This window comes from Agromyces sp. NPDC058136, from assembly GCF_042884375.1.
In the GTDB taxonomy this organism is placed as follows: Bacteria; Actinomycetota; Actinomycetes; order Actinomycetales; family Microbacteriaceae; genus Agromyces.
The window spans coordinates 205,581-228,045 of sequence record NZ_JBHVUA010000002.1 but is presented as its reverse complement, the minus strand read 5'-3'; the positions used below and the strand labels follow the sequence as shown (position 1 = coordinate 228,045).

At 65.5% G+C, this 22,465-nt stretch carries 20 protein-coding genes; 7 read left to right on the top strand and 13 right to left on the bottom strand.

The window, feature by feature from the left end:
• Window positions 1-109 precede the first annotated feature (109 nt).
• The 4 genes from ACFVTX_RS07375 to ACFVTX_RS07360 all read left to right on the top strand — a co-directional run bounded on the left by ACFVTX_RS07375 (window position 110) and on the right by ACFVTX_RS07360 (window position 3,322).
• Window positions 110-1,540, top strand: coding sequence for an APC family permease (locus ACFVTX_RS07375; RefSeq protein ID WP_386898939.1), 1,431 nt, complete (start codon window positions 110-112; stop codon window positions 1,538-1,540).
• Between the two features lie 143 nt (window positions 1,541-1,683).
• On the top strand, window positions 1,684-2,088 hold the full coding sequence (locus tag ACFVTX_RS07370) for a VOC family protein (protein ID WP_386898938.1): 405 nt from the start codon (window positions 1,684-1,686) through the stop codon (window positions 2,086-2,088).
• Window positions 2,089-2,147: 59 nt separating this feature from the next.
• Complete coding sequence (locus tag ACFVTX_RS07365) at window positions 2,148-2,489, top strand: RidA family protein (RefSeq protein ID WP_386898937.1); 342 nt, start codon at window positions 2,148-2,150, stop codon at window positions 2,487-2,489.
• Window positions 2,490-2,518: 29 nt separating this feature from the next.
• Entirely contained in the window at window positions 2,519-3,322 is an 804-nt protein-coding gene (locus ACFVTX_RS07360; protein WP_386898936.1) for a CPBP family intramembrane glutamic endopeptidase, read from the top strand.
• 28 nt (window positions 3,323-3,350) lie between these two features.
• Here the strand turns inward: ACFVTX_RS07360 and arr are convergent, their stop codons facing one another.
• The 3 genes from arr to ACFVTX_RS07345 all read right to left on the bottom strand — a co-directional run bounded on the left by arr (window position 3,351) and on the right by ACFVTX_RS07345 (window position 7,722).
• Window positions 3,351-3,761 carry an NAD(+)--rifampin ADP-ribosyltransferase gene (gene arr, locus ACFVTX_RS07355; protein WP_386898935.1) on the bottom strand — a complete coding sequence of 137 codons (411 nt, stop codon included), beginning with the start codon at window positions 3,759-3,761 and terminating at the stop codon, window positions 3,351-3,353.
• A gap of 681 nt (window positions 3,762-4,442) precedes the next feature.
• Entirely contained in the window at window positions 4,443-6,653 is a 2,211-nt protein-coding gene (locus ACFVTX_RS07350; RefSeq protein WP_386898934.1) for a glycoside hydrolase domain-containing protein, read from the bottom strand.
• Between the two features lie 61 nt (window positions 6,654-6,714).
• Window positions 6,715-7,722 (bottom strand): hypothetical protein, encoded by a 1,008-nt coding sequence (locus tag ACFVTX_RS07345; RefSeq protein ID WP_386898933.1) that lies wholly within the window; start codon window positions 7,720-7,722, stop codon window positions 6,715-6,717.
• A 571-nt stretch (window positions 7,723-8,293) separates the two neighbouring features.
• Between ACFVTX_RS07345 and ACFVTX_RS07340 the strand changes: the two genes are divergently transcribed.
• Complete coding sequence (locus ACFVTX_RS07340) at window positions 8,294-9,436, top strand: ScbA/BarX family gamma-butyrolactone biosynthesis protein (RefSeq protein ID WP_386898932.1); 1,143 nt, start codon at window positions 8,294-8,296, stop codon at window positions 9,434-9,436.
• On the opposite strand, the gene ACFVTX_RS07335 is transcribed toward ACFVTX_RS07340, so the two are convergent.
• Window positions 9,402-10,061, bottom strand: a complete 660-nt coding sequence (locus tag ACFVTX_RS07335; RefSeq protein ID WP_386898931.1) for a ScbR family autoregulator-binding transcription factor — start codon at window positions 10,059-10,061, stop codon at window positions 9,402-9,404. The genes ACFVTX_RS07340 and ACFVTX_RS07335 overlap by 35 nt on opposite strands.
• A 77-nt stretch (window positions 10,062-10,138) precedes the next feature.
• Between ACFVTX_RS07335 and ACFVTX_RS07330 the strand changes: the two genes are divergently transcribed.
• A complete protein-coding gene (locus ACFVTX_RS07330) occupies window positions 10,139-11,032 on the top strand; it encodes an NAD-dependent epimerase/dehydratase family protein (protein WP_386898930.1) in 894 nt (297 codons plus the stop codon).
• Window positions 11,033-11,575: 543 nt separating this feature from the next.
• Here ACFVTX_RS07330 and nrdF read toward each other — a convergent pair.
• The 5 genes from nrdF to ACFVTX_RS07305 form a co-directional block, all read right to left on the bottom strand.
• Window positions 11,576-12,598, bottom strand: coding sequence for a class 1b ribonucleoside-diphosphate reductase subunit beta (nrdF, locus tag ACFVTX_RS07325; protein WP_386898929.1), 1,023 nt, complete (start codon window positions 12,596-12,598; stop codon window positions 11,576-11,578).
• Between the two features lie 57 nt (window positions 12,599-12,655).
• On the bottom strand, window positions 12,656-14,782 hold the full coding sequence (gene nrdE / locus ACFVTX_RS07320) for a class 1b ribonucleoside-diphosphate reductase subunit alpha (RefSeq protein WP_386898928.1): 2,127 nt from the start codon (window positions 14,780-14,782) through the stop codon (window positions 12,656-12,658).
• A gap of 5 nt (window positions 14,783-14,787) precedes the next feature.
• Complete coding sequence (nrdI, locus tag ACFVTX_RS07315; protein ID WP_386898927.1) at window positions 14,788-15,207, bottom strand: class Ib ribonucleoside-diphosphate reductase assembly flavoprotein NrdI; 420 nt, start codon at window positions 15,205-15,207, stop codon at window positions 14,788-14,790.
• Window positions 15,208-15,257: 50 nt separating this feature from the next.
• Window positions 15,258-15,491: a glutaredoxin-like protein NrdH gene (gene nrdH, locus ACFVTX_RS07310; protein ID WP_386898926.1), complete on the bottom strand. Its 234-nt coding sequence runs from the start codon at window positions 15,489-15,491 to the stop codon at window positions 15,258-15,260.
• Between the two features lie 446 nt (window positions 15,492-15,937).
• Window positions 15,938-16,522 (bottom strand): HhH-GPD-type base excision DNA repair protein, encoded by a 585-nt coding sequence (locus tag ACFVTX_RS07305; RefSeq protein ID WP_386898925.1) that lies wholly within the window; start codon window positions 16,520-16,522, stop codon window positions 15,938-15,940.
• 153 nt (window positions 16,523-16,675) lie between these two features.
• Between ACFVTX_RS07305 and ACFVTX_RS07300 the strand changes: the two genes are divergently transcribed.
• A complete protein-coding gene (locus tag ACFVTX_RS07300) occupies window positions 16,676-17,059 on the top strand; it encodes a glyoxalase superfamily protein (RefSeq protein ID WP_386899407.1) in 384 nt (127 codons plus the stop codon).
• A gap of 94 nt (window positions 17,060-17,153) precedes the next feature.
• On the opposite strand, the gene ACFVTX_RS07295 is transcribed toward ACFVTX_RS07300, so the two are convergent.
• The 4 genes from ACFVTX_RS07295 to mmsA all read right to left on the bottom strand — a co-directional run bounded on the left by ACFVTX_RS07295 (window position 17,154) and on the right by mmsA (window position 22,452).
• Window positions 17,154-18,098 carry a type IV toxin-antitoxin system AbiEi family antitoxin domain-containing protein gene (locus ACFVTX_RS07295; protein WP_386898924.1) on the bottom strand — a complete coding sequence of 315 codons (945 nt, stop codon included), beginning with the start codon at window positions 18,096-18,098 and terminating at the stop codon, window positions 17,154-17,156.
• 232 nt (window positions 18,099-18,330) lie between these two features.
• Window positions 18,331-19,449: a substrate-binding domain-containing protein gene (locus ACFVTX_RS07290; RefSeq protein ID WP_386898923.1), complete on the bottom strand. Its 1,119-nt coding sequence runs from the start codon at window positions 19,447-19,449 to the stop codon at window positions 18,331-18,333.
• A gap of 97 nt (window positions 19,450-19,546) precedes the next feature.
• Window positions 19,547-20,911, bottom strand: a complete 1,365-nt coding sequence (gene mmsB / locus ACFVTX_RS07285; RefSeq protein ID WP_386898922.1) for a multiple monosaccharide ABC transporter permease — start codon at window positions 20,909-20,911, stop codon at window positions 19,547-19,549.
• Entirely contained in the window at window positions 20,908-22,452 is a 1,545-nt protein-coding gene (mmsA, locus tag ACFVTX_RS07280; RefSeq protein WP_386898921.1) for a multiple monosaccharide ABC transporter ATP-binding protein, read from the bottom strand. Before mmsA ends, mmsB begins: the two co-directional genes overlap by 4 nt.
• Between the last annotated feature and the right edge of the window lie 13 nt (window positions 22,453-22,465).

Below are 22,465 nucleotides of genomic sequence, written 5' to 3'. Positions count from 1 at the left end.
ACGCCGTGTCGAAGCCGGCCTTCCCGATTGGCCACGACGACCGCTTCGCGTGCGATCGCAGTAGCGTAGTGTCACCCCGCTCGATCAATGGCGACGACAGGAACCTCGCATGACCTCCCCCGCACTCGCATCGCACCCCACGAAGCTCCGCCGCTCGCTCGGCCTCTGGGCCATCGTGGGGCTCGGCCTCGGCTACATGACGCCGATGACGGTGTTCGACACCTTCGGCTACGTGTCCGACGAGAGCGGTGGGGTCGTGCCGCTCGCGTATCTCTTCGCCCTCGTGGTGATGCTCTTCACCGCCATCAGCTACGGGCGCATGACGCGCGTGTACCCGTCGGCGGGCTCGGCGTACACGTACGCCTCGGAGACGATCCACCCGAACTTCGGCTTCCTCGTCGGCTGGACGGCCCTGCTCGACTACCTGCTGCTGCCGCTCGTGAACGCGCTGCTGCTGCGCCAGTACTTCGAGTCGTTCTTCCCCGACATCTCGGGCTGGGTGTGGGTCGGCGCCTACGTCGCGCTGATCACCCTCCTGAACCTCTGGAGCATCACGTCGACCTCGCGGGTGAACGCGACGCTGCTCGTCTTCCAGGTGGTGCTCATCGTCGTGTTCATCGGCCTCGCGTGGGGTGCGCTCAACGCGGGCGCCGGCAATGGCACGCCCTTCAGCATCGAACCGCTGTACCACGCGAACGTGCAGATCGCGACGGTCATCAGCGCGGCCACGATCGTCTGCTTCTCGTTCATCGGCTTCGACGCGATCACGATGTACACCGAGGAGGCGAAGGACGCGAACACCGTGCCGAAGGCGATCGTGCTCTCGCTCCTCATCGGCGGTGCGCTGTTCTTCGTCGCCGGATGGTTCGCCCAGTCGCTCTTCCCCAGCGTCGAGGGGCTCACCGAGGGCACCGCGCTCCCCGAGCTCGCGTTCTCGGTCGGCGGCATGCTCTTCCAGATCCTCTTCGTCGCGGCGGCCGTCGCGGCGGTCGCCGCGTCGAGCCTCGCCTCGCACGCGAGCGTCTCGCGCATGCTCTACGTCATGGGCCGCAACAGCTCCGGCCCGATCGGCCGCCGGATGTCGTACGTGCACCCGCGGTTCCAGACTCCGGCGGTCGCGATCGTCTTCGTCGGCGTCGTCTCGCTCTTCGCTGCGGTCGCCGACCTCGACTTCGTGTTCTCGCTCATCAACTTCGGTGCGCTCATCGCGTTCACGGTCGTGAACGTCACGGTGATCCTGCACTTCGCGGTGCGCCGTCGCGAGGTGAAGACCGCAGGGCAGATCGTGCGCAACATCCTGCTGCCGGTCATCGGCGTCGTGCTCACCGTGCTGCTCTGGGTGAACCTCAGCGGAGAGGCGATGACGTACGGCCTCATCTGGCTCGCGGTCGGCGTCGTGGCACTCCTCGTGATGACGCGGTTCTTCAGCCGCAAGCTGCGCATGTCGCTCGAGGAGGACGAGGTCATCGCCGAGGGCGAGGAGGGCGCCGACGCGCTGCTCCCCGCCGACCGCGCGACCCTCGACGCCGCCGACGAGTAGCGCCCCGCGCTGGTCGAGGAGCGGGCGCCCGCGCTGGTCGAGGAGCGGGCGAAGCACGCGTCTCGAGACCCGTCCCCCGCTGGTCGAGGAGCGCGCGAAGCACGCGTCTCGAGACCCATCACCCCGCCCCATAGGATGACCGAATGCCCCTCTTCGACCACATCGGCATCTCCGTCACCGACCTCCCCCGCTCCATCGCCCAGTTCGACCCGGTGATGCAGGCGCTCGGCTGCACCCGGCAGGACGCCGAGAACGGGGTGTCCTGGTACCTCGGCGAGGAGGAGCTCATCCTCTTCCCCGCACGCGAGTCCGGCAACGGCCCGCACCGCCACGGTCACGTCGGCTGGCAGCACCTCGCGTTCCCGGTCACCTCGCGCGACGAGGTCGACCGCCTGCACGCGATCGCGATGGATGCCGGGTGGACGGACGTGCGCGCACCCAAGGCGTACCCGCGGTTCAACGAGCGCTACTACGCGGCCTTCGTCGAGGACGACAACGGCATCCGCTTCGAGTTCATGTTTAACCCACCCCGCGAGGTCGACGCCTGAGCAGCGGCGCTGCCGCCGAGCCTTCGAACCCCCACCCACACCCCCACCGAGGAGCACCAATGAGCATCGAGCGCATCCAGCCCGGCCCCCGCATGAGCCAGGCCGTCGTGCACGGCGACACCGTCTACCTCGCCGGCCAGGTCGCCGAGGGCGACACCGTCGAAGCGCAGAGCCGCGCCGCCCTGCAGCGCGTCGACGAGCTCCTCGCGAGCGTTGGCAGCGACAAGTCGAAGCTGCTGAGCGCGACCATCTACCTCGCCGACATCGCCGACTTCGCCGCGATGAACTCGGTGTGGGACGAGTGGGTCGACGGCGCGAACCCTCCCGCACGCGCCACCGTCGAGGCCAAGCTCGCGACCCCCGACTTCCGCGTCGAGTTCGCGGTCATCGCGGCGGTCTGAGTCTCACCTCCGCGAAGGGCGGATGCCACGTGGCATCCGCCCTTTCGCGACTCGCACGGGCATCCATTAGGTTCATCGATATCGACACCGCAACCGCCCGCACCGCCGAGACCCCGACCGCCACCCGATGGGGTCTTCTCCATGCCTTCGTCGGCGTCGCGATCTTCGCCGCCGGGATCTTCCTCCCGGCGCTGATCCCGGCCGAGTTGATGAGCCCGCCGCTCGCGCTGGCATGCGCCTTCGCGTTGCCCGCGGCGGTGATCGTCTGGATCGTCGTGGTCTCGCGCAGGTGGGGCACCGGCAATCTCATCCGTGACTACGGCCTTCGGTTCCGCTGGATCGATCTGCTGGGCATTCCCGTCGCGTTCGGCGTGATCTGGTTCGTGCAGCCGATGGTGGTCGTCGTGGCTCTCCTGATCTTCGGTGACCCCGGCGGCTCCGACACGAACGTCGTCGTCTCGCCCGAACCGCTGATCTGGGTTCCCCAGCTCGTTCTCGCGGTCGTGCTGGCCCCCTTCGTCGAAGAGGTGGTCTTCCGAGGGATGCTGCAGCCGTCCCTCAGGCGGTGGTTCGACGGCGAGTGGCCCGACGCCGACCGCCGCGTCCGGGCGACGAACGGCGCGGTGATCCTCACCTCGCTCGTGTTCTGCTCGCTCCACCTCCCGCAGATCGTCGGCGGCGTCAACGGCGTGGCACTCGGCGCTGCGACGTTCTTCTCGGGCATCGTGTTCGGCGTCCACGCGATGGCGACGCGACGCACGGCTCCGTCGATCGTCGTGCACGCGGCCGCGAACCTCGTCGCGGTCGTGACGGCGTACGGGCTCATGCCCTGATCACGGCCCGTGCCGCCGCGCCGGAGCGCTAGTTGATGATCTCGCCGCGCTCGTCGTCGCGGATCGCCGCGATGCGCTCCTGCCACGTCTGCAGCGCCTCGGGGGTCAACCGGGTCCAGTCGGTGATCTCGCGCACGACCCGGAGCGGCTCGCTGCTGCGGTACGAGCGCGTGGGATTGCCGGGGAACTTCTTGTCGGTGACATTCGGGTCGTTCTCGAACGGCCCGGTCGGCTCGACCTCGTAGACGCGCGGCTCGGCGGCGCCGGCCGCGAGCTCCGCCGCGAGCCCGGCACCGTCGGGAAGCGCCGTGAAGTAAATGTGGTTCATCACGACCTCGGGCCGGTAGTTCGACCTGAATCCGGCGGTCAGCAGATCACCGACCTGCAGATCGGCCTTGGTGCCGTGGAAGAAGGGACCGTCGTCGAGTGCCGCGCTCACGACGACAGCCTAAGTCGCGGAGCCACGTCAGCACACGACGAATGGGTGGATGCCACGTGGCATCCACCCCTTCGTCTGCGTTCGACCGAACCGAGACCCTGAGTCTCCACGGCTTCTGATCGAGGAAGGTCGGCGCGCAGACCTAGGATGCGAGCGCGACGATTAGACGTCCGAATGGAACGGCTCCGCGCGCTCGGACACATGACTTTGGGTGGGCGACCTAGGAAGTGTGTGAACCCCGTCTGAGTGCGAGTACGAGGTAAGTGCACCCAAGACCAAGTCCGACGGGTACAGTCATCCCGCTGGCTGCGAAGATCGCGAGAGGTCCGGGAAGGCGACCGAGAGCGGCGAGATAGTTTGCATTCTGCGCCAGAACCAACGTGGCCGCGGCCCATCCGATGCTCGTCGCGAGGGGAAGCAAGATCGCCCATGTTGTTCCGACCACCCGGTAGACGCTGAGCGTCCATGATGCCCAGCATGACAACGCGAGCCCAACGAGGATCGCCGTCGTCCCGATGACGCCGGCGAGTGCGTCGTCGTCTGTGGGGACGTCCGAGGAGAGCATGCTCACGAAGATGACGCCCCACAAGAGACAGAGCGCTGCAGCGGAAACAAGGGCTCCCGCCGCGGCTAACCCGAGCCCCTTCCCCCCGCGGACGTGCCGCGTCTGAGTTGTGACCATCAACGGAAGTCGTCGTGCCAGCGTTGGACCAGGTAGTAGAGCATCATTCGCTTCCTTCCATACACTTCCTCACCGTTGTACCCGGTGAGCGTGTCCATGACTTGGCTGGGCGTGAGGTTCCGAAGTTGCGTTGCAGGAACACCTGTGCGGGTCGCGGCGTAGTACATCATGACGAACATCCCCGTCCGGATGTTGAATGCCTCGTCGTCTGCGAGGTTCTGCCACATCTCCCACATGTCCTCCCAGACGCTGGCGTCGTAGATCCGGTCGGAGAGCAACCCTTGGCGCACCGCCCAGTTCCGGGCCAGGATCGCCGTCGCGGCAAAGATCTGGCAGGGGCCGGCCGAGGAGTCTTCTGCGATCAGGTCTGGCGGAACTCCGACGGATCCGTTCATCTTCCATATGTAGTAGTTGCGCACCCACTGGTCCTTCAGCACATCGCCCGCGTGGAGCGACAATCCTTCCCAGATGAGCGGGGTGAGGATGAGGGCCTTGTACACCTGGTACTGCGACGCGAGGCCCGTGATGAGGGCGTCGTGTGTGGTGACCCAGTTGCGAACGAGAGTGCTGTTCCCCGATTGGATGATCTCGTGACCCACGTAGTCCGTGTGGCTTTGGCAATGGGCGAACCAAGCGTCGTTGAAGGCGTTGAGTTGGGAGGCCGGGATGAGTGGGTCGTTGCCGACGTTCGTCGGCGAGGCGAGCGCAGCCACCGCCGTGTCGCGACCCGAGACGACATTCTTGTCGATTTCGATCTCGCCGATCCCGCTTCCTAGGGTGAGAGTTTGGATCTGGTCGAACGCCCAGTTTGCAGGGAGCGTTTGTCCCAAGTTGCCGCTGTAGCCAGTGGACATGTCGGAGACGAAGCTGTAGACCGCCAGCCCCGCCGCGCTCACTCGCTTGCACACGTTGCGTGGCCCGTAGATGCCGACCCTGAAGGAGCGACCGTACAGGTTGATCTTGTCGTTGACGCCCTGGAAGTAGGGGATGATGCTCTCAGTCACCTCCCAGTCGTATGCGTCGTAATCGACGCCGAAGTAGATCACCGCATTCGACGGGATCCGGTACGCCCAGGCCGCCACAGCTGCTTCCTCTGCGACCTCGGTGCCACGCACATATGTGAAATGAGATGGCGTGCCTCCTCCTGTTTGGAAGATGGGAAAGATCTTGCCGCCGGCTGCGAGGACCGCCGCCGCCTCGCCGAACTTGAGGTCCTTGTTCGGGTCGTGGTCGGGCGTGTTCGTGAGGTAGCGCCCGAAGTATTGATAGCCGGCGTTGCGGAGCGTCGTGAGGCGAGCCGGAGTCAGCGTGGTGACGCAGTCAGCTCCGCTGCCAGGTCGATCGGGATCTCCCGTGCTCACGAGCAGGCCCGCCCATGTCGCGAGGTTTGCAGTACCCGTCGGGCTCAGGCCGACGAAGTTCTGGAAGCTGGTGACGTGCGCGGCTGTCGTGTTGGTGTATGTCCCGGTAAAGGTTGTTGAGTAGCCGTTCACACGCAGAATGAAGTGAAAGAAGCGCACAAAGTACTGAGAGGAGTCGGTCGACCCGACGCTGAGGTTGGCTTGGGCCTGAAGCCCCGACTTGGTGCCAGGACCGAAATTGCCGTTGGCCTGCCCGTCAACCATCCCGATCTCGTACTGCAGCGCGAACATGAGTGCCCTGTGCGTGTCGCGCAGAAAGTACCCGTCCGCCGGCACGACATGGAAATCTGCCCGTGAGAGGTAGCGAGCATTCATCGCCCGCTGCCCGTCGCGGACGACTGGGTCTCCGCCGTCGAGGAGGGTCGCGGCCCCCATGGTGAGAAGGAACTTGAAGAGCTTGGGCGTGAGCACGTTGGAGGAGGGCCCCAGCCCGAGGTCGTTGCGCAGGTCGCTCATCGCCGATTGTGTTGTGGCGTCCCAGATCCCGGTCAGGGCACCGTTACCGGCGTTGTAACCCTTGCAGTAGAGGGCGCCTTGGGCGATCTTGACGATGTTCGAGGGCGTGTTGCTCGTGTCCGGGTTCGTAGAGGTGATCGACCCGAAAGAGGTCAGGGCGGCGAGTGTTCCGTCGCCGAAAGTGTCGGAGAGTGGGGCAATGCCCAATTCGAACTGAAGCGCTCGCGTGAGCGCATACATGACTTCCCATCCGGTCAAGCCGTCGGTGAAGATCGGCGCGAAGCCTGGGCTGTTGCCGTAGGTGACGTTGTACCAGTTCTGTGTGTTCTCCACCCATGGGTCTGACATCAATACTCCACACTTCTGTCGTCGATCGAGCCGTTCGATGGCCTGGTCATGCAATTGGGGCGGGAATGTACGAACTCAACTGAGATCCGGACGGGGAAACCGGGAAGGACGAGTGCCTGCCGGACAGACGCATGCCGTTCTGGTCAGTTGGGGGCACAAGGACAAGTCGAGGAACGTGATTTGCGAACGGCCTGGGTGTGGAGTTGGAAGCGCCGGCCTCGAAGTGCAGCTCGAGCTGGCCCCCGGGGCGGAGTGGTTCGGTTGTGGTCAAGACAAGCTCGCAGATGCCCTCGCTTGTGCGCGAGTCGACCGTGGCAGGGAGGGGGGTGTCATCGCCTTCGATGATCGCTGGGTCGACCACCGTTGGTGGGGTGTCGAAGATGTCGGGGTAGCTGAGTCGGACTGCCGTGCCTGCTGGAGCGTCGAAGGGTCCGATACTGCGGATCGATGCGCGAGCGGGAACGATGTCGCCTTCGTGGCTGATCCAGTTGACGGTCGCTTCAATACTCCATGCTGCGCAGTCGGCAGGGATCGGCGAGTCTGTCCATTCTTCCAACCTCTGACCGCTCTGATCTTCCAGCCAGAGCGAGACAGGTCTCACGCCGGTGTGGTTCTCTGCAGGGTAGGTGTTGAGAGCTTCGACTCGAAGGACCAGATCGGTCGTTTCAGCCGGAACGGAGACGAGCGCGGCGTGAGGGCTGGGGCGGGTGATCTCGAGTTCGTGCGCGGATTCACCGACGAGTCCGAGGGCCGGTCCGTGGAGCGAGAACAATCGCTCGTCCCACTCGATTCCAACGGTTGAGATATCGCTCCTCGGTGAGAACCTGTATCGGGCTGGAAAGGAAGCGAGCATCGCCTGATTCCACTCCGCGTTGAAGATCTTCGTGGTGGCCAACGTCAGCCGATCGGCGCTCACTGGAGCAACTGGCACTGTTCCACCAGCCGTCGCGAACGCGGAGGTCTGGGCGTCGAGAGTGAGCAAGTAGCCGGATGCGACGGCGGCGCCCTGGAGAAGCGCTCGTCGTGAAACGACCACACGCTTGAGTGCTGTCATGATCTGCCTTCCCCGTATCGTGAAATGAGCTCACGCGCTCGGCGGCGAGGACGGCCAGCACTGATGCCTGCCGTTGCGCGGGCTGCAATCGAGATCCGCTGCCTCAGCCGAAGTCGACGGTGAGGACCGTGAGATCCCAGAGGCCTCATCTTCGCTTCCTGCTCGCGGTTGCTGAGTTCTCGAATGAGTTGAACCTACGTGCCCGACCCGCTCTGGTCGATACCCCTTTCGGCACATACCCGGGCAAGCCTGTCTTGGTGATCATTGATGAGTAAACATACCGGCGCACCGGTTTTATACGTTACGATGCTCGTGCCTACTCGATGAAAGCGAGCCGCCGCTGACGACAGCTCAAGCCAGACCGGCCGGGGAGAGCTCGAGCCCCCTGGCCAGCCGACGTCGAGGAATCGACGAGAGCTGCATCCACCGCAAACACGGGGTCGACCGAGATGAGGTCGAAGGCGCGCTTCAGCGAGGGCGATGTGTCGACCAAGCTGGCCGCCTGACCGAGCGGCACGAGTGGCGGTGTTCGAGGCAGCGGCCTCTGGGATAGGGGTCGCCATCATGACCGATGACGAGCGTTCGATCTGGTGAACTCGCGAACTTTGCCGGGCCCGGCCCCGGCATGTGTTCCGACGAACGGCGCGGCCCGGCCAAGACATGCCTTGCCCGGTTTTGTCGGGCGGCCATGCGGTGCGCCTGTGGTCGCCGCACAGCTGCGTCTCAGCTACCCCTCAGCAGCATTATAAAACCGGTCGCACGGCATGCTAATCTTCGCGGCGGAGCCGGGGGCGGGTTCCCAAACCCGAACAAAATGGAGTTACCCGTGCCATCGTTTGAGCGCCCCGTCGAGCGCGCACTAGTCCACCGTCAATCGACGAGTGAGGTCTGGCCGACAGACTTTGAAGCTCTTGGTCAGGGCAGGTATCAAGTGTCGCTGCAGTGGCCGCGAAGTCATGCCTTTTACACCACGACGCCGCCCGATTCGGCAGTGCTTGCCGAGACCATCCGGCAGGTGACGATCCTCACGTGTCATCTCGGACATAGCGTCCCTCTGGACAGTAGGTTCCTGATGACCGGACTCGGCTTCGAGTTGCGCTCGGACGAGGGCTGCCGAGGGGAATGGAACGCACTTGAGGTCACCGCGCTCGTGGAGGCATCGGACATTCGACGCACCGCCCGTGGCGAGTTGCGAAGCGCTCGGATGAACATCGAGATTAGCGGGCCGGACGGCCGAGTTATCGCGGTCGGGCACGGTGACGCACTCCTGGCTGGTAGCGTCGCATATCGGAGAATGCGCGGACCGAACGCCAACGCCACTCCCCCACGGCGCACCGCGGAGCCGGTCGAGCCCGAACGGGTCGGCCGGTCGAGGGCGAGCGATGTCACCGTCGTGGAGACGATCGCCGGTCTCGAAATCCAGATCGACCACTCGCATCCCGTGTTCTTCGAACATTCGCTCGATCATGTCCCGGGAGTCGCGTTGATCGAGGCGTGCAAGCAGGTCGCGTGCCTTTTCCTCGGCAACCCGTCGGCCGACCTTCAGCGATTCGAGGCGCGCTTTCACCGGGTGATCGAGTTCAACACTCCTGCCACCATCACTGTCGCGTCAGATGCGGTCGGGGTCCGGTTCGCGGTGCTCCAGGGCGGGACAGTGGCGATGGATGCGTCGGCTGGAGTCAGCGTCTCCGGCGAAGTCGCGGTCTTGCCGTGAAGATCGCCTCAGCCGAGGCAAGGGAGGCTTCGAGATGTTCCGCGGGAATGATCGCAGTGAGGAGGATCTGCCACATCTCGAGGACCCGTGCCGGCAGATCCTTCCGGCTGGTGAATGTCTCGGACACCAATTGGACGCCGGTGAACGCTGGAATGATGAATTGTGCAAGCTTGTCGGCTGGGATGCGGCCGGTCGTCTCGCCTTGCTCAGCCGCCCGCTGCGCGAGTTCCGCGAATGTCGCCATCCAGTCGCGGTACGGGTCCTGGAGCGGGGTCTCGAACGTCGACGTGTCAGTGGTAAGACGGATACCGGCCCGAACGATCGGGTCATCGACCAGGCGTGACGCGAGGTCCATACACAGCCGCATCATCATCTCGACCGGGGTGCCGCCCGAAGCCAGAATCTCAGCCGCAGCCTCACGCGTGATCCGGTGCTGCTCCTCGACAAGCGCTCGTGCGATGTCTTCCTTGGATTGGAAGTGGAAATACAGCGCACCCTTGGTGACACCAGCCGCATCGCCGATTTCACCGAGCGTGGCGTTCGCGTACCCGGAGCGTCGGATGACGTCGGCTGCGCCGATCATGATCCTTTCACGCGTGACTCGTGCTCGCTCCTGCTGAACCATCGGCCTCCGGTGTTTGACGTTTCAAGCTCGACGTCCAATCGTATCGAAGATCCCAACAACCCTCCGCAGAGGAATCCATGTCTCACAACGAACGCACCCTGGCCGTGCTCGGCGCCAGCGGCTTCGTCGGCGGCTCCGCAGTCCGCGCGGCGGTGGAAGCTCAAGGCTGGGTTGCACGACCCGTCACCCGCAGCGGCTCCGGCAGCCACGCGGTCGCCGACGTCCGTGACACTCGTGCACTGAAGACCGCACTCGCCGGGGCGGATGTGGTCATCCACGCCGCGAGTTACATCGGCAACGACGCCGCCCTCTGCGCAGCCGTGAACGTGCAAGGCACGTTGAATGCCGCCCATCGGGCAACCGCCGAGGGTGCCCGGCTGGTCTACCTCAGTACCGCGGCCGTGTACGGTCGCGGCCCGCACAAGAGGGTCGTCGAGGGCGAGGCGCCGATCCGGCCGGCGTCACCGAGAAGCGCGAGCCGCGCCGAAGCCGAACGGATCGTGCTCGATCACGGTGGTGTGGTCGTCCGCCCCCACCTGGTCGTCGGCGCGGGCGATCGATGGGTGGGCTCAGGCGTCCTCGCGCTCACCAATGCCGTCGGCGGGCTCATCGAGAACGGCGCCGCCCGCCACTCCGTGATTGAAGTCGGGACGCTCGGCCGGCTCCTCGTAGCGCTCGCCACGCACGAGGCTGTGGCGTCGGGCGTGTACCACGCAGCCAATCTGGCGCCGCTCACCGCCCGCCAGTTGTACGAGACCATTTGGCCCGATGCCCCGCTGCTCGCGAGCGTGTCCGCGTCGGACGCGGCTCGAACAGTCACCGAGTCCGCGCAGCTTGGGCACGCACTCGACCTGCTCGCAACCGACCACACGTTCGACAGCGGGGCTGTATTCAGCGTCACTGGTCTGCCGCTCGACGATCCGTTCGAGCTGCCGAGGGCCGCGCTTGACTGGTACAGGACATTGCGGTGAACAGGCGCTGAGCCGGGGTGCGGCGCCGACAGCAAGGCGAACCAGATCTCGCACCACGTTGCGACCATCGCGCGCGCGTTGAGCATCGTCTGAGGCCAGACGAGGCGCCGGCGACCTTCAGAGGTGGAACTCAGTCAGGGCCATGTCGAGGTTCCATCTCGGAGTTCATCGCCGGCAATTCTGGCCATGACTCCCCCGCAATGAGCCGGCGAAGAGTCGCTTCGTCGAGCTCGGGATCTGAGGCGACGCCGCGAAGGCTCCGCACGCCTAGTGCCGCATTCAGGTTCTAGTGCCGCATTCAGGTTCAGGACGAAACTCCGCGCTGCTTCACCGGTAGCGTCGCCCGATGGAAGGTCGGGCCACGATGCGGTCAGCTCACGTGGCTTCTCGCGTGATGCAGGCCCATCCTTCAGAGCCTCCTGGAGCAATCCAGCGTGGATCCTATTCGCATCATGGATCAACTACCCCTACAGGATCAAGGAGTGTGAACCGGATCGACTTGGAACCCACGCTGGATCAACTTCAGTGGTGTCTCACAAGACCCTAGAAGTCCCAGTCCTCGTCTTCGGTCACGACGGCCTTGCCGATGACGTACGACGAGCCCGACCCCGAGAAGAAGTCGTGGTTCTCGTCGGCGTTCGGCGAGAGCGCCGACAGGATCGCCGGGTTCACGTCGGTGACGGTCTTCGGGAACATCGGCTCGTAGCCGAGGTTCATGAGGGCCTTGTTCGCGTTGTAGTGCAGGAACTTCTTGACGTCCTCCGTCAGTCCGACGCCGTCGTAGAGGTCCTGCGTGTACTGCACCTCGTTGTCGTAGAGCTCGTAGAGCAGCGAGAAGGTGTAGTCCTTCAGCTCGTCGCGCTCAGCCTGCGTGAGCTTCTCGAGCCCCTTCTGGAACTTGTAGCCGATGTAGTACCCGTGCACGGCCTCGTCACGGATGATGAGGCGGATCAGGTCGGCCGTGTTGGTGAGCTTCGCCCGCGACGACCAGTACATCGGCAGGTAGAAGCCCGAGTAGAACAGGAAGCTCTCGAGCAGCGTCGAGGCGACCTTGCGCTTCAGCGGGGAGTCGCCCTGGTAGTACTCCATGACGATCGCGGCCTTCTTCTGAAGGTTCTCGTTCTCGACCGACCAGCGGAACGCCTCATCGATGTCCTTCGTCGAGCAGAGCGTCGAGAAGATCGACGAGTAGCTCTTCGCGTGCACCGACTCCATGAAGGCGATGTTCGTGTAGACGGCCTCTTCGTGCGGGGTGATCGCGTCGGGGATGAGCGACACCGCGCCCACCGTGCCCTGGATCGTGTCGAGCAGGGTGAGGCCGGTGAACACGCGCATCGTGAGCGTCTGCTCCTCGGGCGTCAGCGTGTTCCACGACTGGATGTCGTTGGACAGCGGGATCTTCTCGGGCAGCCAGAAGTTGTTGACCAGACGGTTCCAGACCTCGAGGTCCTTGTCGTCCTGGATGCGGTTCCAGTTGATCGCGTTGACGTGGCTGACCAGCTTCAGCTTGCCGCCGACGTGCGCCGGGTCGTTGCTGGCCGAATTGACCGGGTCGGTGAGGGTCATGTCCAAAATCCTTCTGACGGATGTCTCGGTGTAATCAGTTTGGAAGACTGAGGCTGCTCAGAGCATGCAGCTGACGCACTCGGTCATGTCCGTGCCCTCGAGCGCCATCTGACGCAGGCGGATGTAGTAGATCGTCTTGATCCCCTTCTTCCATGCGTAGATCTGCGCCTTGTTGATGTCGCGCGTCGTCGCCGTGTCCTTGAAGAACAGGGTCAGCGAGAGGCCCTGGTCGACGTGCTGCGTCGCCGCAGCGTAGGTGTCGATGACCTTCTCGTAGCCGATCTCGTACGCGTCCTGGTAGTACTCGAGGTTGTCGTTCGTCATGAACGCAGCCGGGTAGTACACGCGCCCGAGCTTGCCCTCCTTGCGGATCTCGATCTTCGAGGCGATCGGGTGGATCGAGGCCGTCGAGTTGTTGATGTACGAGATCGAACCGGTCGGCGGCACGGCCTGGAGGTTCTGGTTGTAGATGCCGTGCTCCTGGATCGCGACCTTCAGCGCCTTCCAGTCCTCCTGCGTCGGGATGTGCACGTTGGAGTCGGCGAAGAGCTGCGTGACCTTGGCGGTCGCGGGCACCCACGCGGCATCCGTGTACTTGTCGAAGAATTCACCCGACGCGTACTTCGAGTCCTCGAAACCGACGAAGGTCTCGCCGCGCTCCTTGGCGATGGCGTTCGACGCGCGCAGCGCGTGGAACAGCACCGTGTAGAAGTAGATGTTCGTGAAGTCGATGCCCTCTTCGCTGCCGTAGAAGATGCGCTCACGGGCGAGGTAGCCGTGCAGGTTCATCTGGCCGAGGCCGATGGCGTGCGACTTGTCGTTGCCGTCTTCGATCGAACGCACCGAACTGATGTGGCTCATGTTCGACACGGCGGTGAGGCCGCGGATCGCGGTGTCGACGGTCTTGCCGAAGTCGGGCGAGTCCATCGTGAGGGCGATGTTCAGCGAGCCGAGGTTGCACGAGATGTCCTTGCCGATCTCGTTGTACGACAGGTCTTCGTTGTACGTCGTCGGCGTGTTCACCTGCAGGATCTCGCTGCACAGGTTCGACATGTTGATGCGGCCCTTGATGGGGTTCGCCTTGTTCACCGTGTCTTCGAACACGATGTACGGGTAGCCCGACTCGAACTGGATCTCTGCGATCGTCTGGAAGAACTCGCGCGCGTTGATCTTGGTCTTCTTGATCCGCGGGTTGTCGACCATCTCGCGGTACTTCTCGGTGACCGAGATGTCGCCGAACGGCTTGCCGTAGACCTTCTCGACGTCGTACGGCGAGAAGAGGTACATGTCCTCGCCGTTCTTGGCGAGCTCGAACGTGATGTCGGGCACGACGACGCCGAGCGACAGCGTCTTGATGCGGATCTTCTCGTCGGCGTTCTCGCGCTTGGTGTCGAGGAACCGCATGATGTCGGGGTGGTGCGCGTTCAGGTACACCGCGCCGGCGCCCTGGCGGGCACCGAGCTGGTTGGCGTAGCTGAAGCTGTCCTCGAGGAGCTTCATCACGGGGATGATGCCGCTCGACTGATTCTCGATCTGCTTGATCGGTGCGCCGGCCTCGCGGATGTTCGAGAGCGAGAGCGCGACGCCGCCGCCGCGCTTCGAGAGCTGCAGTGCCGAGTTGATGCCGCGGGCGATCGACTCCATGTTGTCTTCGATGCGAAGCAGGAAGCAGGAGACGAGCTCGCCGCGCTGGGCCTTGCCCGTGTTGAGGAAGGTCGGGGTGGCCGGCTGGAAACGGCCGCCGATGATCTCTTCGACGAGGTTGACGGCGAGCTTCTCGTCGCCCTGCGCGAGACCGAGGGCGGTCATCACGACGCGGTCTTCGAAACGCTCGAGGTAGCGCTTGCCGTCGAAGGTCTTCAGCGTGTAGCTCGTGTAGTACTTGAACGCGCCGAGGAAGGTCTCGAAACGGAACTTCTTCGAGTACGCCAGGTCGTTGAGCTTCTGGATGAACGCGAAGTCGTACTGCTCGATGACCTCGGGCTCGTAGTACTCCTTCTCGACGAGGTAGTCGAGACGCTCCTTGAGCGAGTGGAAGAAGACGGTGTTCTGGTTGACGTGCTGCAGGAAGTACTCGCGAGCCGCCTCGCGGTCCTTGTCGAACTGGATCTTGCCGTCATCGCCGTAGAGGTTCAGCATCGCGTTGAGCGAGTGGTAGTCCATGCCCGTGCGCGGGGCCTCCATGAGGGCTACGCCGTCCGTTGCTGCTGTTGACTTCGCCAAAATGCGTCCAATCCATCGTCGACGGCGCGAACGTCGTCTGGGGTTCCGAATACTTCGAAGCGGTAGAGGTGCGGCACCCCGGTCTTCGCGGCGATGATGTCGCCGGCCAGACCGAAGGCCGACCCGAAGTTGGTGTTGCCTGCGCTGATCACGCCTCGGATGAGTGCGCGATTGCGCTCGTCGTTGAGAAATCTGATGACCTGCTTGGGAACGGCGCCTTTGCCGTCGCCTCCGCCGTAGGTCGGTACGACGAGCACGTAGGGCTCGTCGGCTTCGAGAGCCGGCTCGCGGGCGTGCAGCGGGATGCGCGCAGCCGGGCGGCCGAGCTTCTCGATGAAGCGCTTCGTGTTGCCCGAAACGCTCGAGAAGTAGACCAGTTGCGTCATGATCGTCTCCTGCGCGCTTCGGTTCACTCCCCCGAGCTCACCGGAGGCGGTCAGGCGAGGCGCGAAGCGAGCTCGTCGATCTTGTCGGGGCGGAAGCCCGACCAGTGGTCTTCGTCGGTGATGACGACGGGTGCCTGCAGGTAGCCGAGCTCCTTGACCTGTGCGAGGGCGTTCTCGTCGACCGAGAGGTCGAGCACCTCGTACTCGATTCCCTTGCTGTCGAGGGCGCGATACGTCGCGTTGCACTGGACGCAGGAAGGCTTCGTGTAGACCGTGACCGTCATGGTTTCCCCTCGATTTTCCGGGCCCTGGAGGACCCATCCCCCGTGTTACTGATTGACGCCTTCAATACTACATCTAGTGTTCGCCGAACTGAACCGCCACAACATGATGTAGTTACATTCGTGTAGTTATCCACGGGGTTTTCCACCGGTTGTGAACAACTCGCGACGCGGTGATCGGCCTGTTTGCTGGGAAGTCGCGCGGTTATCCACAGACGGGCGATTTCGAGATCGCACGATTGTGGATGAACGCCCCGGCGTGTCGCCCGCCCCACACTTGGGGGCCGAGAACGACCGTCACCCCTACATATGGTGTTGTGGCTCCAGCCTGCCACCACCCACCGACATTGCCGGCGCCCGCGGGAGCGTGTCGCGCGCAGGCGCGGCCACCGCAGCAGAACGGCGGATGCCACGGGGCCGGCCCCGTGGCATCCGCCGGTGTGGATCGATCAGGCCTTCGCGGCCTTCGCCGCCGCCTTCGCGGCCTGCTTCGTCGCCCGCACCTTCGCGAGCGACTCGGGGCTCACGATGTCGGCGACCGAGGCGAACGAGCCCTCCTCGCCGTAGTGCCCGGCGGCCTCGCGCCAGCCGGGCGCCGCGAGCCCGCACTGCTTGCCCAGCAGCGCGAGGAAGATCTTCGCCTTCTGCTCGCCGAATCCCGGCAGCGCCTTCAGCCGCTTGAGCACCTCGGCGCCGCTCGGGTCGCCCTGCGTCCAGATGGCCGAGGCGTCGCCGCCCCAGTCGTCGCGCACCGAGGCGGCGAGCGACTGCACCCGCCCCGCCATCGAGCCCGGGTAGCGGTGCACGGCCGGGGTCTGCTTGAACACCTCGACGAACCGATCGGGGTCGGTCGCGGCGAGCTCGGCCGGGTCGATCGTGCCGAGCCGCTCGCGGATCTTCTCGGGGCCGGCGAACGCGGTCTCCATCGCGACCTGCTGATCGAGCAGCATGCCGGTCAGCAGCGCGAACGCGTCGGTCGAGAGCAGTTCGTCGGCGGCCGGTTCTCCGGTGATGTGCAGTGCCATGCGTTCCATCCTCCCACCGGGGGGTGCGGATCTCGGCGGTCGGTGCTGGAATGGCCTCGAGCCCGTCGGCCGCGCACGCAGGCCCGCCTCGCACCGCACCCTCACCCGAGATCGAACAATCCGATATTCGTCGAACAACGGAGGAGCACCATGGCGCTCGAGATGGACGTCAAGATCGAACTCATCCACGTACCCGTCACCGACGTCGACCGCGCGAAGGCGTTCTACGTCGATCAGTGCGGCTTCAACGCCGACCACGACCAGCGTGTCAGCGACACCCTGCGGTTCGTGCAGGTCACCCCGCCGGGGTCGGCCTGCTCGATCGCGTTCGGCCACGGCCTCGGCGGCACGGTCGAGCCGGGCGCGCTCGACGTGATCCAGGCCGTCATCCCCGACGCCGACGCGGCGCTCGCGCAGCTCCGGGCCTCCGGGGTCGACGCGCAGGGCGTCGACGAGCAGGCGTGGGGCCGTTTCGTCACCTTCGCCGATCCCGACGGCAACCGGTGGACCCTGCAGCAGCTGCCCGACTGGTCGCAGCAGGCGTAGCCGCCGCGGTTCAGGACCACTCGTTTCGTACGGGACCGACGACAATCCCGGTCCCGTGCGACGGGCGTGGTCCGCCGTCGCACCTCGCTCCCGCTCAGCGCTGCCGTGGCACGCCGAACTCGCTCAGCAGGCGATGCAGCTCGCGCGGGGCCCACGCCGTCGACCAGTCCCAGCGCACCAAGCGCTCGCCGAGGCGACGCAGCGCGTCCTCCCGGAGCTTCTCTTCGTACAAGACCTGCGCGGGGTCGAGCCCGCTCACGTCGCGGCTTCGCAGATACTTCAGGCGGCCGTCGAACTCGCCGATCAATCGGATCCCGCGCCAGTAGAAGTCGACGAGTGCGAACGAGCCGCGGATCCCGTCGAATCGCACCTGCAGCTCGGGAGCGGCGAAGCCGAGTTCGCGGATGCGGACGCGGCTGACCGACTCACCGGGGCTGTCCGATCGCTTGTCGGCGAAGGCGATCGCACGTGCCGCCATCGCTCGCCCCCTCGTCGGATCGACGTGGTCGAGTTCGGCGTCGAGGAGCGGCCGTGTGATGCCGGGGCGCGCGAGCGCGGCGTCGAGCATCGGCACCGACTGCACGAGCGGCCGACTGATCGCGATGTCGACGAGCGTGCGTGGGAGCGACGTGCACACGACCCCGTCGATCGTCTCGACCGCCGGCTCGGGACCGGATCTGTGCAGTGAGACGTGCGCGGTGCGCCGGCCGCCGCCACGACCGGCCTGCGTGATGTCGACGACCGCGGGCACCGCGCCGAGCAGCGGCAGGCGGTGCAGCGCCGCCGCGGACCGATGCGAGACGACGAGCGGATGCCTCGCCGCCCCGACGGTCGCGACGATGAGGCGACGGTGGCGCTCATCCGCACGGAGCTTCTGCCACTCGTCGCGCATCGCGTAGACGCCGGTGCGCACGCGGACCAGCGATCCGTCTTGCTCGTACCGCTGTATCGCCGACGGGTGAACCCCGAGCTCGCGCGCATCGCTCGCACGGATGAGACCGTCGCCGATCGCCGCGGCGGTCACGAGTCGTTCGTCCATCCCGCGATGCTCCACCACCCGTGACGTGCCGGCGCCGCACGTCGCGCTGCCCGTGGGCACCGCCCGGCCGACTGCCCCTGTGGAGGAACGAGCGACGGACCCCTTCTGTCGCACGGGACCCGTGACATCCGGTGGCCCAAGAGAAACGACCCGTCCCGACCGCCGCACAGCGACGACGACGGCCCCCGCTCCGAAGAACGGGGGCCGTCGTCGTTCGAACTGACGGGTGGGACTAGCCCGCCGCGTTCACGATGTCGAGGAGGTTCGGGTTGTTGGCGTACGCCTCGGCCGCGTTCGCCTTCGTCACGATGACCGGAGCGAGCAGGTAGGACGGCACGACCTTCACGCCGTTGTCGTACTGCTCGGTGTCGTTGACGTCGACCTCTTCGCCCTTCTGGAGCTGCTGGATCATCTTGATGGTCTGCTCGACGAGGAGGTTGGTGTCCTTGTTGATCGTCGAGTACTGCTCACCGGCCATGATCGACTTGACCGACTCGACTTCGGAGTCCTGACCGGTGACGGTCACCTTCGAGATGTCCTTGCCGGCCTGCTTCGTCGACGTGATGATCGCACGAGCGAGGTTGTCGTTCGGCGAGAGCACGCCGTCGATGTTCGCCGACGCGTAGTTCGCGGCGAGCAGCGAGTCCATGCGGCTCTGCGCGTTCTCGGCCTCCCAGCCCTGGGTCGCCGTCTGTGCGATGTCGGTCTGGCCCGAGACGACGACGAGGGTGCCGTCGTCGATCTTCGGCTGGAGGACCTCCATGGCGCCGTTGAAGAACACGGCCGAGTTGGCGTCGTCGGGCGAGCCGCTGAACAGCTCGATGTTCCACGGCGCCTCGTGGCCCGAGCGCTCCGCCAGACCGTCGAGCAGGGCCTGGCCCTGCAGCTTGCCGACCTCGAAGTTGTCGAACGCGACGTAGTAGTCGACGTTCGGCGTGTTCTCGATCAGGCGGTCGTAGGCGATGATCTTGACGCCCGCGTCGGCCGCCTGCTGCAGCTGCGTGCCGAGCTGCTTGCCGTCCTTCGCGCCGATGACGATGACCTTCGCGCCGTTGGTGACCATCGACGAGATCTGGTTCTGCTGCTCGGCGACGGTGTTCGAGGCGGGGGCGTACTGCACGTCGCCCTTGAACCCGGCGTCGGCGAGGCCGTCCTCGAAGAGGCCGCCCGCGAGCACCCAGTTCTCACTGGTCTTGTCGGGGAGGGCGATGCCGATCGTGGCGTCCGCTGCGAAACCGGCTGCGGCGGTTTCTTCACCGCCGGTCGAGCCGCCGCGGTCCGACGAGCAGCCGGCGAGCGCGAGCGCTGCGACTGCGGCCACCGCGGTGGCGGCGAGAGTGAGCTTCTTCATTGATCAATCACTTTCTGTGGGTGGGATTGTCGGTCTTCTCTTGGGAGGGAAGTGTTGGGGTGGATGCCACGGGGCGCGCCCGTGGCATCCGTCTCGTCTACCGGGGCTGGAGGTCGCTCGGCTGCGACGACTCGTTCGACGCTGCCACGGGCGCGACCGTCGGGGGCGCCGTCGGCCCCTCCGACTCGAGGCGCGCCTTGCGACGGTTCGACCAGAGGCCGATGATCGACGCGCCGCCCGACCGCTTCGACCAGACGTCGACGGCGACGGCGAGGAGGAGCACGAGGCCCTTGATGATCTGCACGACGTCGGCGCCGGCGCCGATGAGCTGCAGGCCGTTGTTGAGGAACGCCATCACGAGGCCACCGACGATCGAGCCGATCACGGTGCCGATGCCGCCCGAGACGGCGGCGCCGCCGATGAAGACGGCCGCGATGGCGTCGAGCTCCCAGCCGTTGCCGTCCTGCGGGCCGGAGGCCGTCGAGCGGGCGACGAAGATCATGCCCGCGAGTGCGGCCAGCACCGACATGTTCATCATGACGAAGAAGTCGACCCGGCGGTCCTTCACGCCCGAGAGCGTCGCGGCGAGGCGGTTGCCGCCGACCGCGTAGATGTGCCGGCCGAAGATCGTGTTGTTCGTGATGAACGAGTAGACGATCACGAGGACGACGAGGATGATGCCCGAGATCGGGAAGCTCGTGCCGGGGCGGCCGGTCGCGAACAGCCACGCGGCCCAGAGGATCACGCCGGCGAGCACGATCACCTTGACGACGCTCACCCAGACGGGCGCCTGCTCGGAGCCCATCTTCTTCTGCACGCGGCGGAGGTGGAACTCGTTCCACACGATCCAACCGGCCCCGGCGAGGCCGAGGAGCATCGTGAGCACGTTGAAGTTCAGCGGCACCGCGAGCTCGGGCAGGTAGCCGGCGCCGATGACGCCGAACTCCTGCGGCACGGGCGTCGTCGTCGACTGGCCGATGAACTGGTTGCCGCCGCGGAAGATGAGCATGCCCGCCAGGGTCACGATGAACGCCGGCACCCCGACGAAGGCGACCCAGAAGCCCTGCCATGCGCCGATCGCCGCGCCGACGGCGATGCCGAGCACGATCGCGAGCGGCCAGGGCAGGTTCCACTCGGCCATCGACTTCGCCACGATGATGCCCGTGAACGCGGCCACCGAGCCGACCGAGAGGTCGATGTGGCCCATGATGATGACCATCACCATGCCGATCGCGAGGATCAGGATGTAGGAGTACTGGTTGACGACGTTGATGAGGTTCGTCGGCGACAGGGTGAGGCCGCCCGTCCAGATCTGGAAGATCACGATGATGACGAGGAGGCTGCCGAGGATGCCGAACTGGCGCAGGCTCGACTGCCCGCCGCCGAAGACCTTGCGGATGTCGGAGAGCCCGCCCTTCTTCGGCGGGGTGGGGGTGCTCGCGGTGGTGCTCGCCGTGCTCATGCGTTCGCCTTCTTCTTCGCCGAGGTCATGCTGCGCATGAGCGCCTCGGGGTTCGCCTCTGCTGCGGGGATGTTGTCGGTGATCTGGCCCTCGAAGACCGTGTAGATGCGGTCGGCGATGCCGAGAAGTTCGGGCAGCTCGCTCGAGATGAGGATGACGCCCTTGCCCTGGGCTGCGAGGGCCTGGATGATCGTGTAGATCTCGTACTTCGCGCCCACGTCGATGCCGCGGGTCGGCTCGTCGAGGATGAGCAGGTCGGGGTCGGTGAACATCCACTTCGCCAGGACGACCTTCTGCTGGTTGCCGCCCGAGAGCTTCGAGACGCCCGCCTCGACGCTCGGCGTCTTGATGCGCAGCTGCTTGCGGTAGTCGTCGGCGATGCCGAACTCCAACGAGTCGTCGATGACGCCGCGCTTGGCGATCTTCGAGAGCTTCGCGGCGACGATCGAGCGCTTGATCGAGTCGAGCAGGTTCAGGCCGAGCTGCTTGCGGTCTTCGCTGACGTAGGCGAGGCCGTGGTCGATCGCGGACTCGACGTCCTTCATGACGATCTCCTTGCCGTCCTTCACGATCGTGCCGGCGAGGTACGTGCCGTACGAGCGGCCGAAGACGCTCATCGCGAGTTCGGTGCGGCCGGCGCCCATGAGGCCCGCGAGCCCGACGATCTCGCCGCGACGCACGTTGAAGCTCGAGCCCTTCGCGACGAGCCGCTCGGGCACCTGCGGGTGCTGGATCGTCCAGTCGCGCACCTCGAAGAACACGTCGCCGATGTTCGGGGTGCGGTCGGGGAACCGGCTCTCGAGCGAGCGGCCGACCATGCCGCGGATGATGCGGTCCTCGTCGACGCCGCCCGCACTGACGTCGAGCGTCTCGATCGTGTGGCCGTCGCGGATGATCGTGATCTCGTCGGCGATCTCCTCGATCTCGTTGAGCTTGTGGGAGATGATGATCGACGTGATCCCCTTGCCCTTGAGGCCGCGGATCAGGTCGAGCAGGTGCTGCGAGTCGTCTTCGTTGAGCGCCGCCGTCGGCTCGTCGAGGATGAGCAGCTTGACGTCCTTCGCGAGGGCCTTCGCGATCTCGACGAGCTGCTGCTTGCCGACGCCGAGGTGCTTGATCTGCGTGTCGGGGTCTTCGGCGAGGCCGACGCGGGCGAGCAGGTCGAGTGCGCGCATCTTCGCGGCGACCCAGTCGATGCGCCCGCCGCGGTTGATCTCGTTGCCGAGGAAGATGTTCTCGGTGATGGACAGCTCGGGGATGAGGGCGAGCTCCTGGTGGATGATCGCGATGCCCGCCTGCTCGCTGGCGCGGATGTCGCGGAACTGCACCTCTTCGCCGCGGAAGATGATCTCGCCCGTGTAGGTGCCGTGCGGGTAGACGCCCGAGAGCACCTTCATGAGCGTGGACTTGCCGGCGCCGTTCTCGCCGCAGATGGCGTGCACCTCGGCGGGCATGACGGTGAGCGACACGTTCGCCAGGGCCTTCACCCCGGGGAACTCCTTGGTGATCGAACGCATCTCGAGGATCGGGGGCACGCTCATGGGCGGCCTCGCA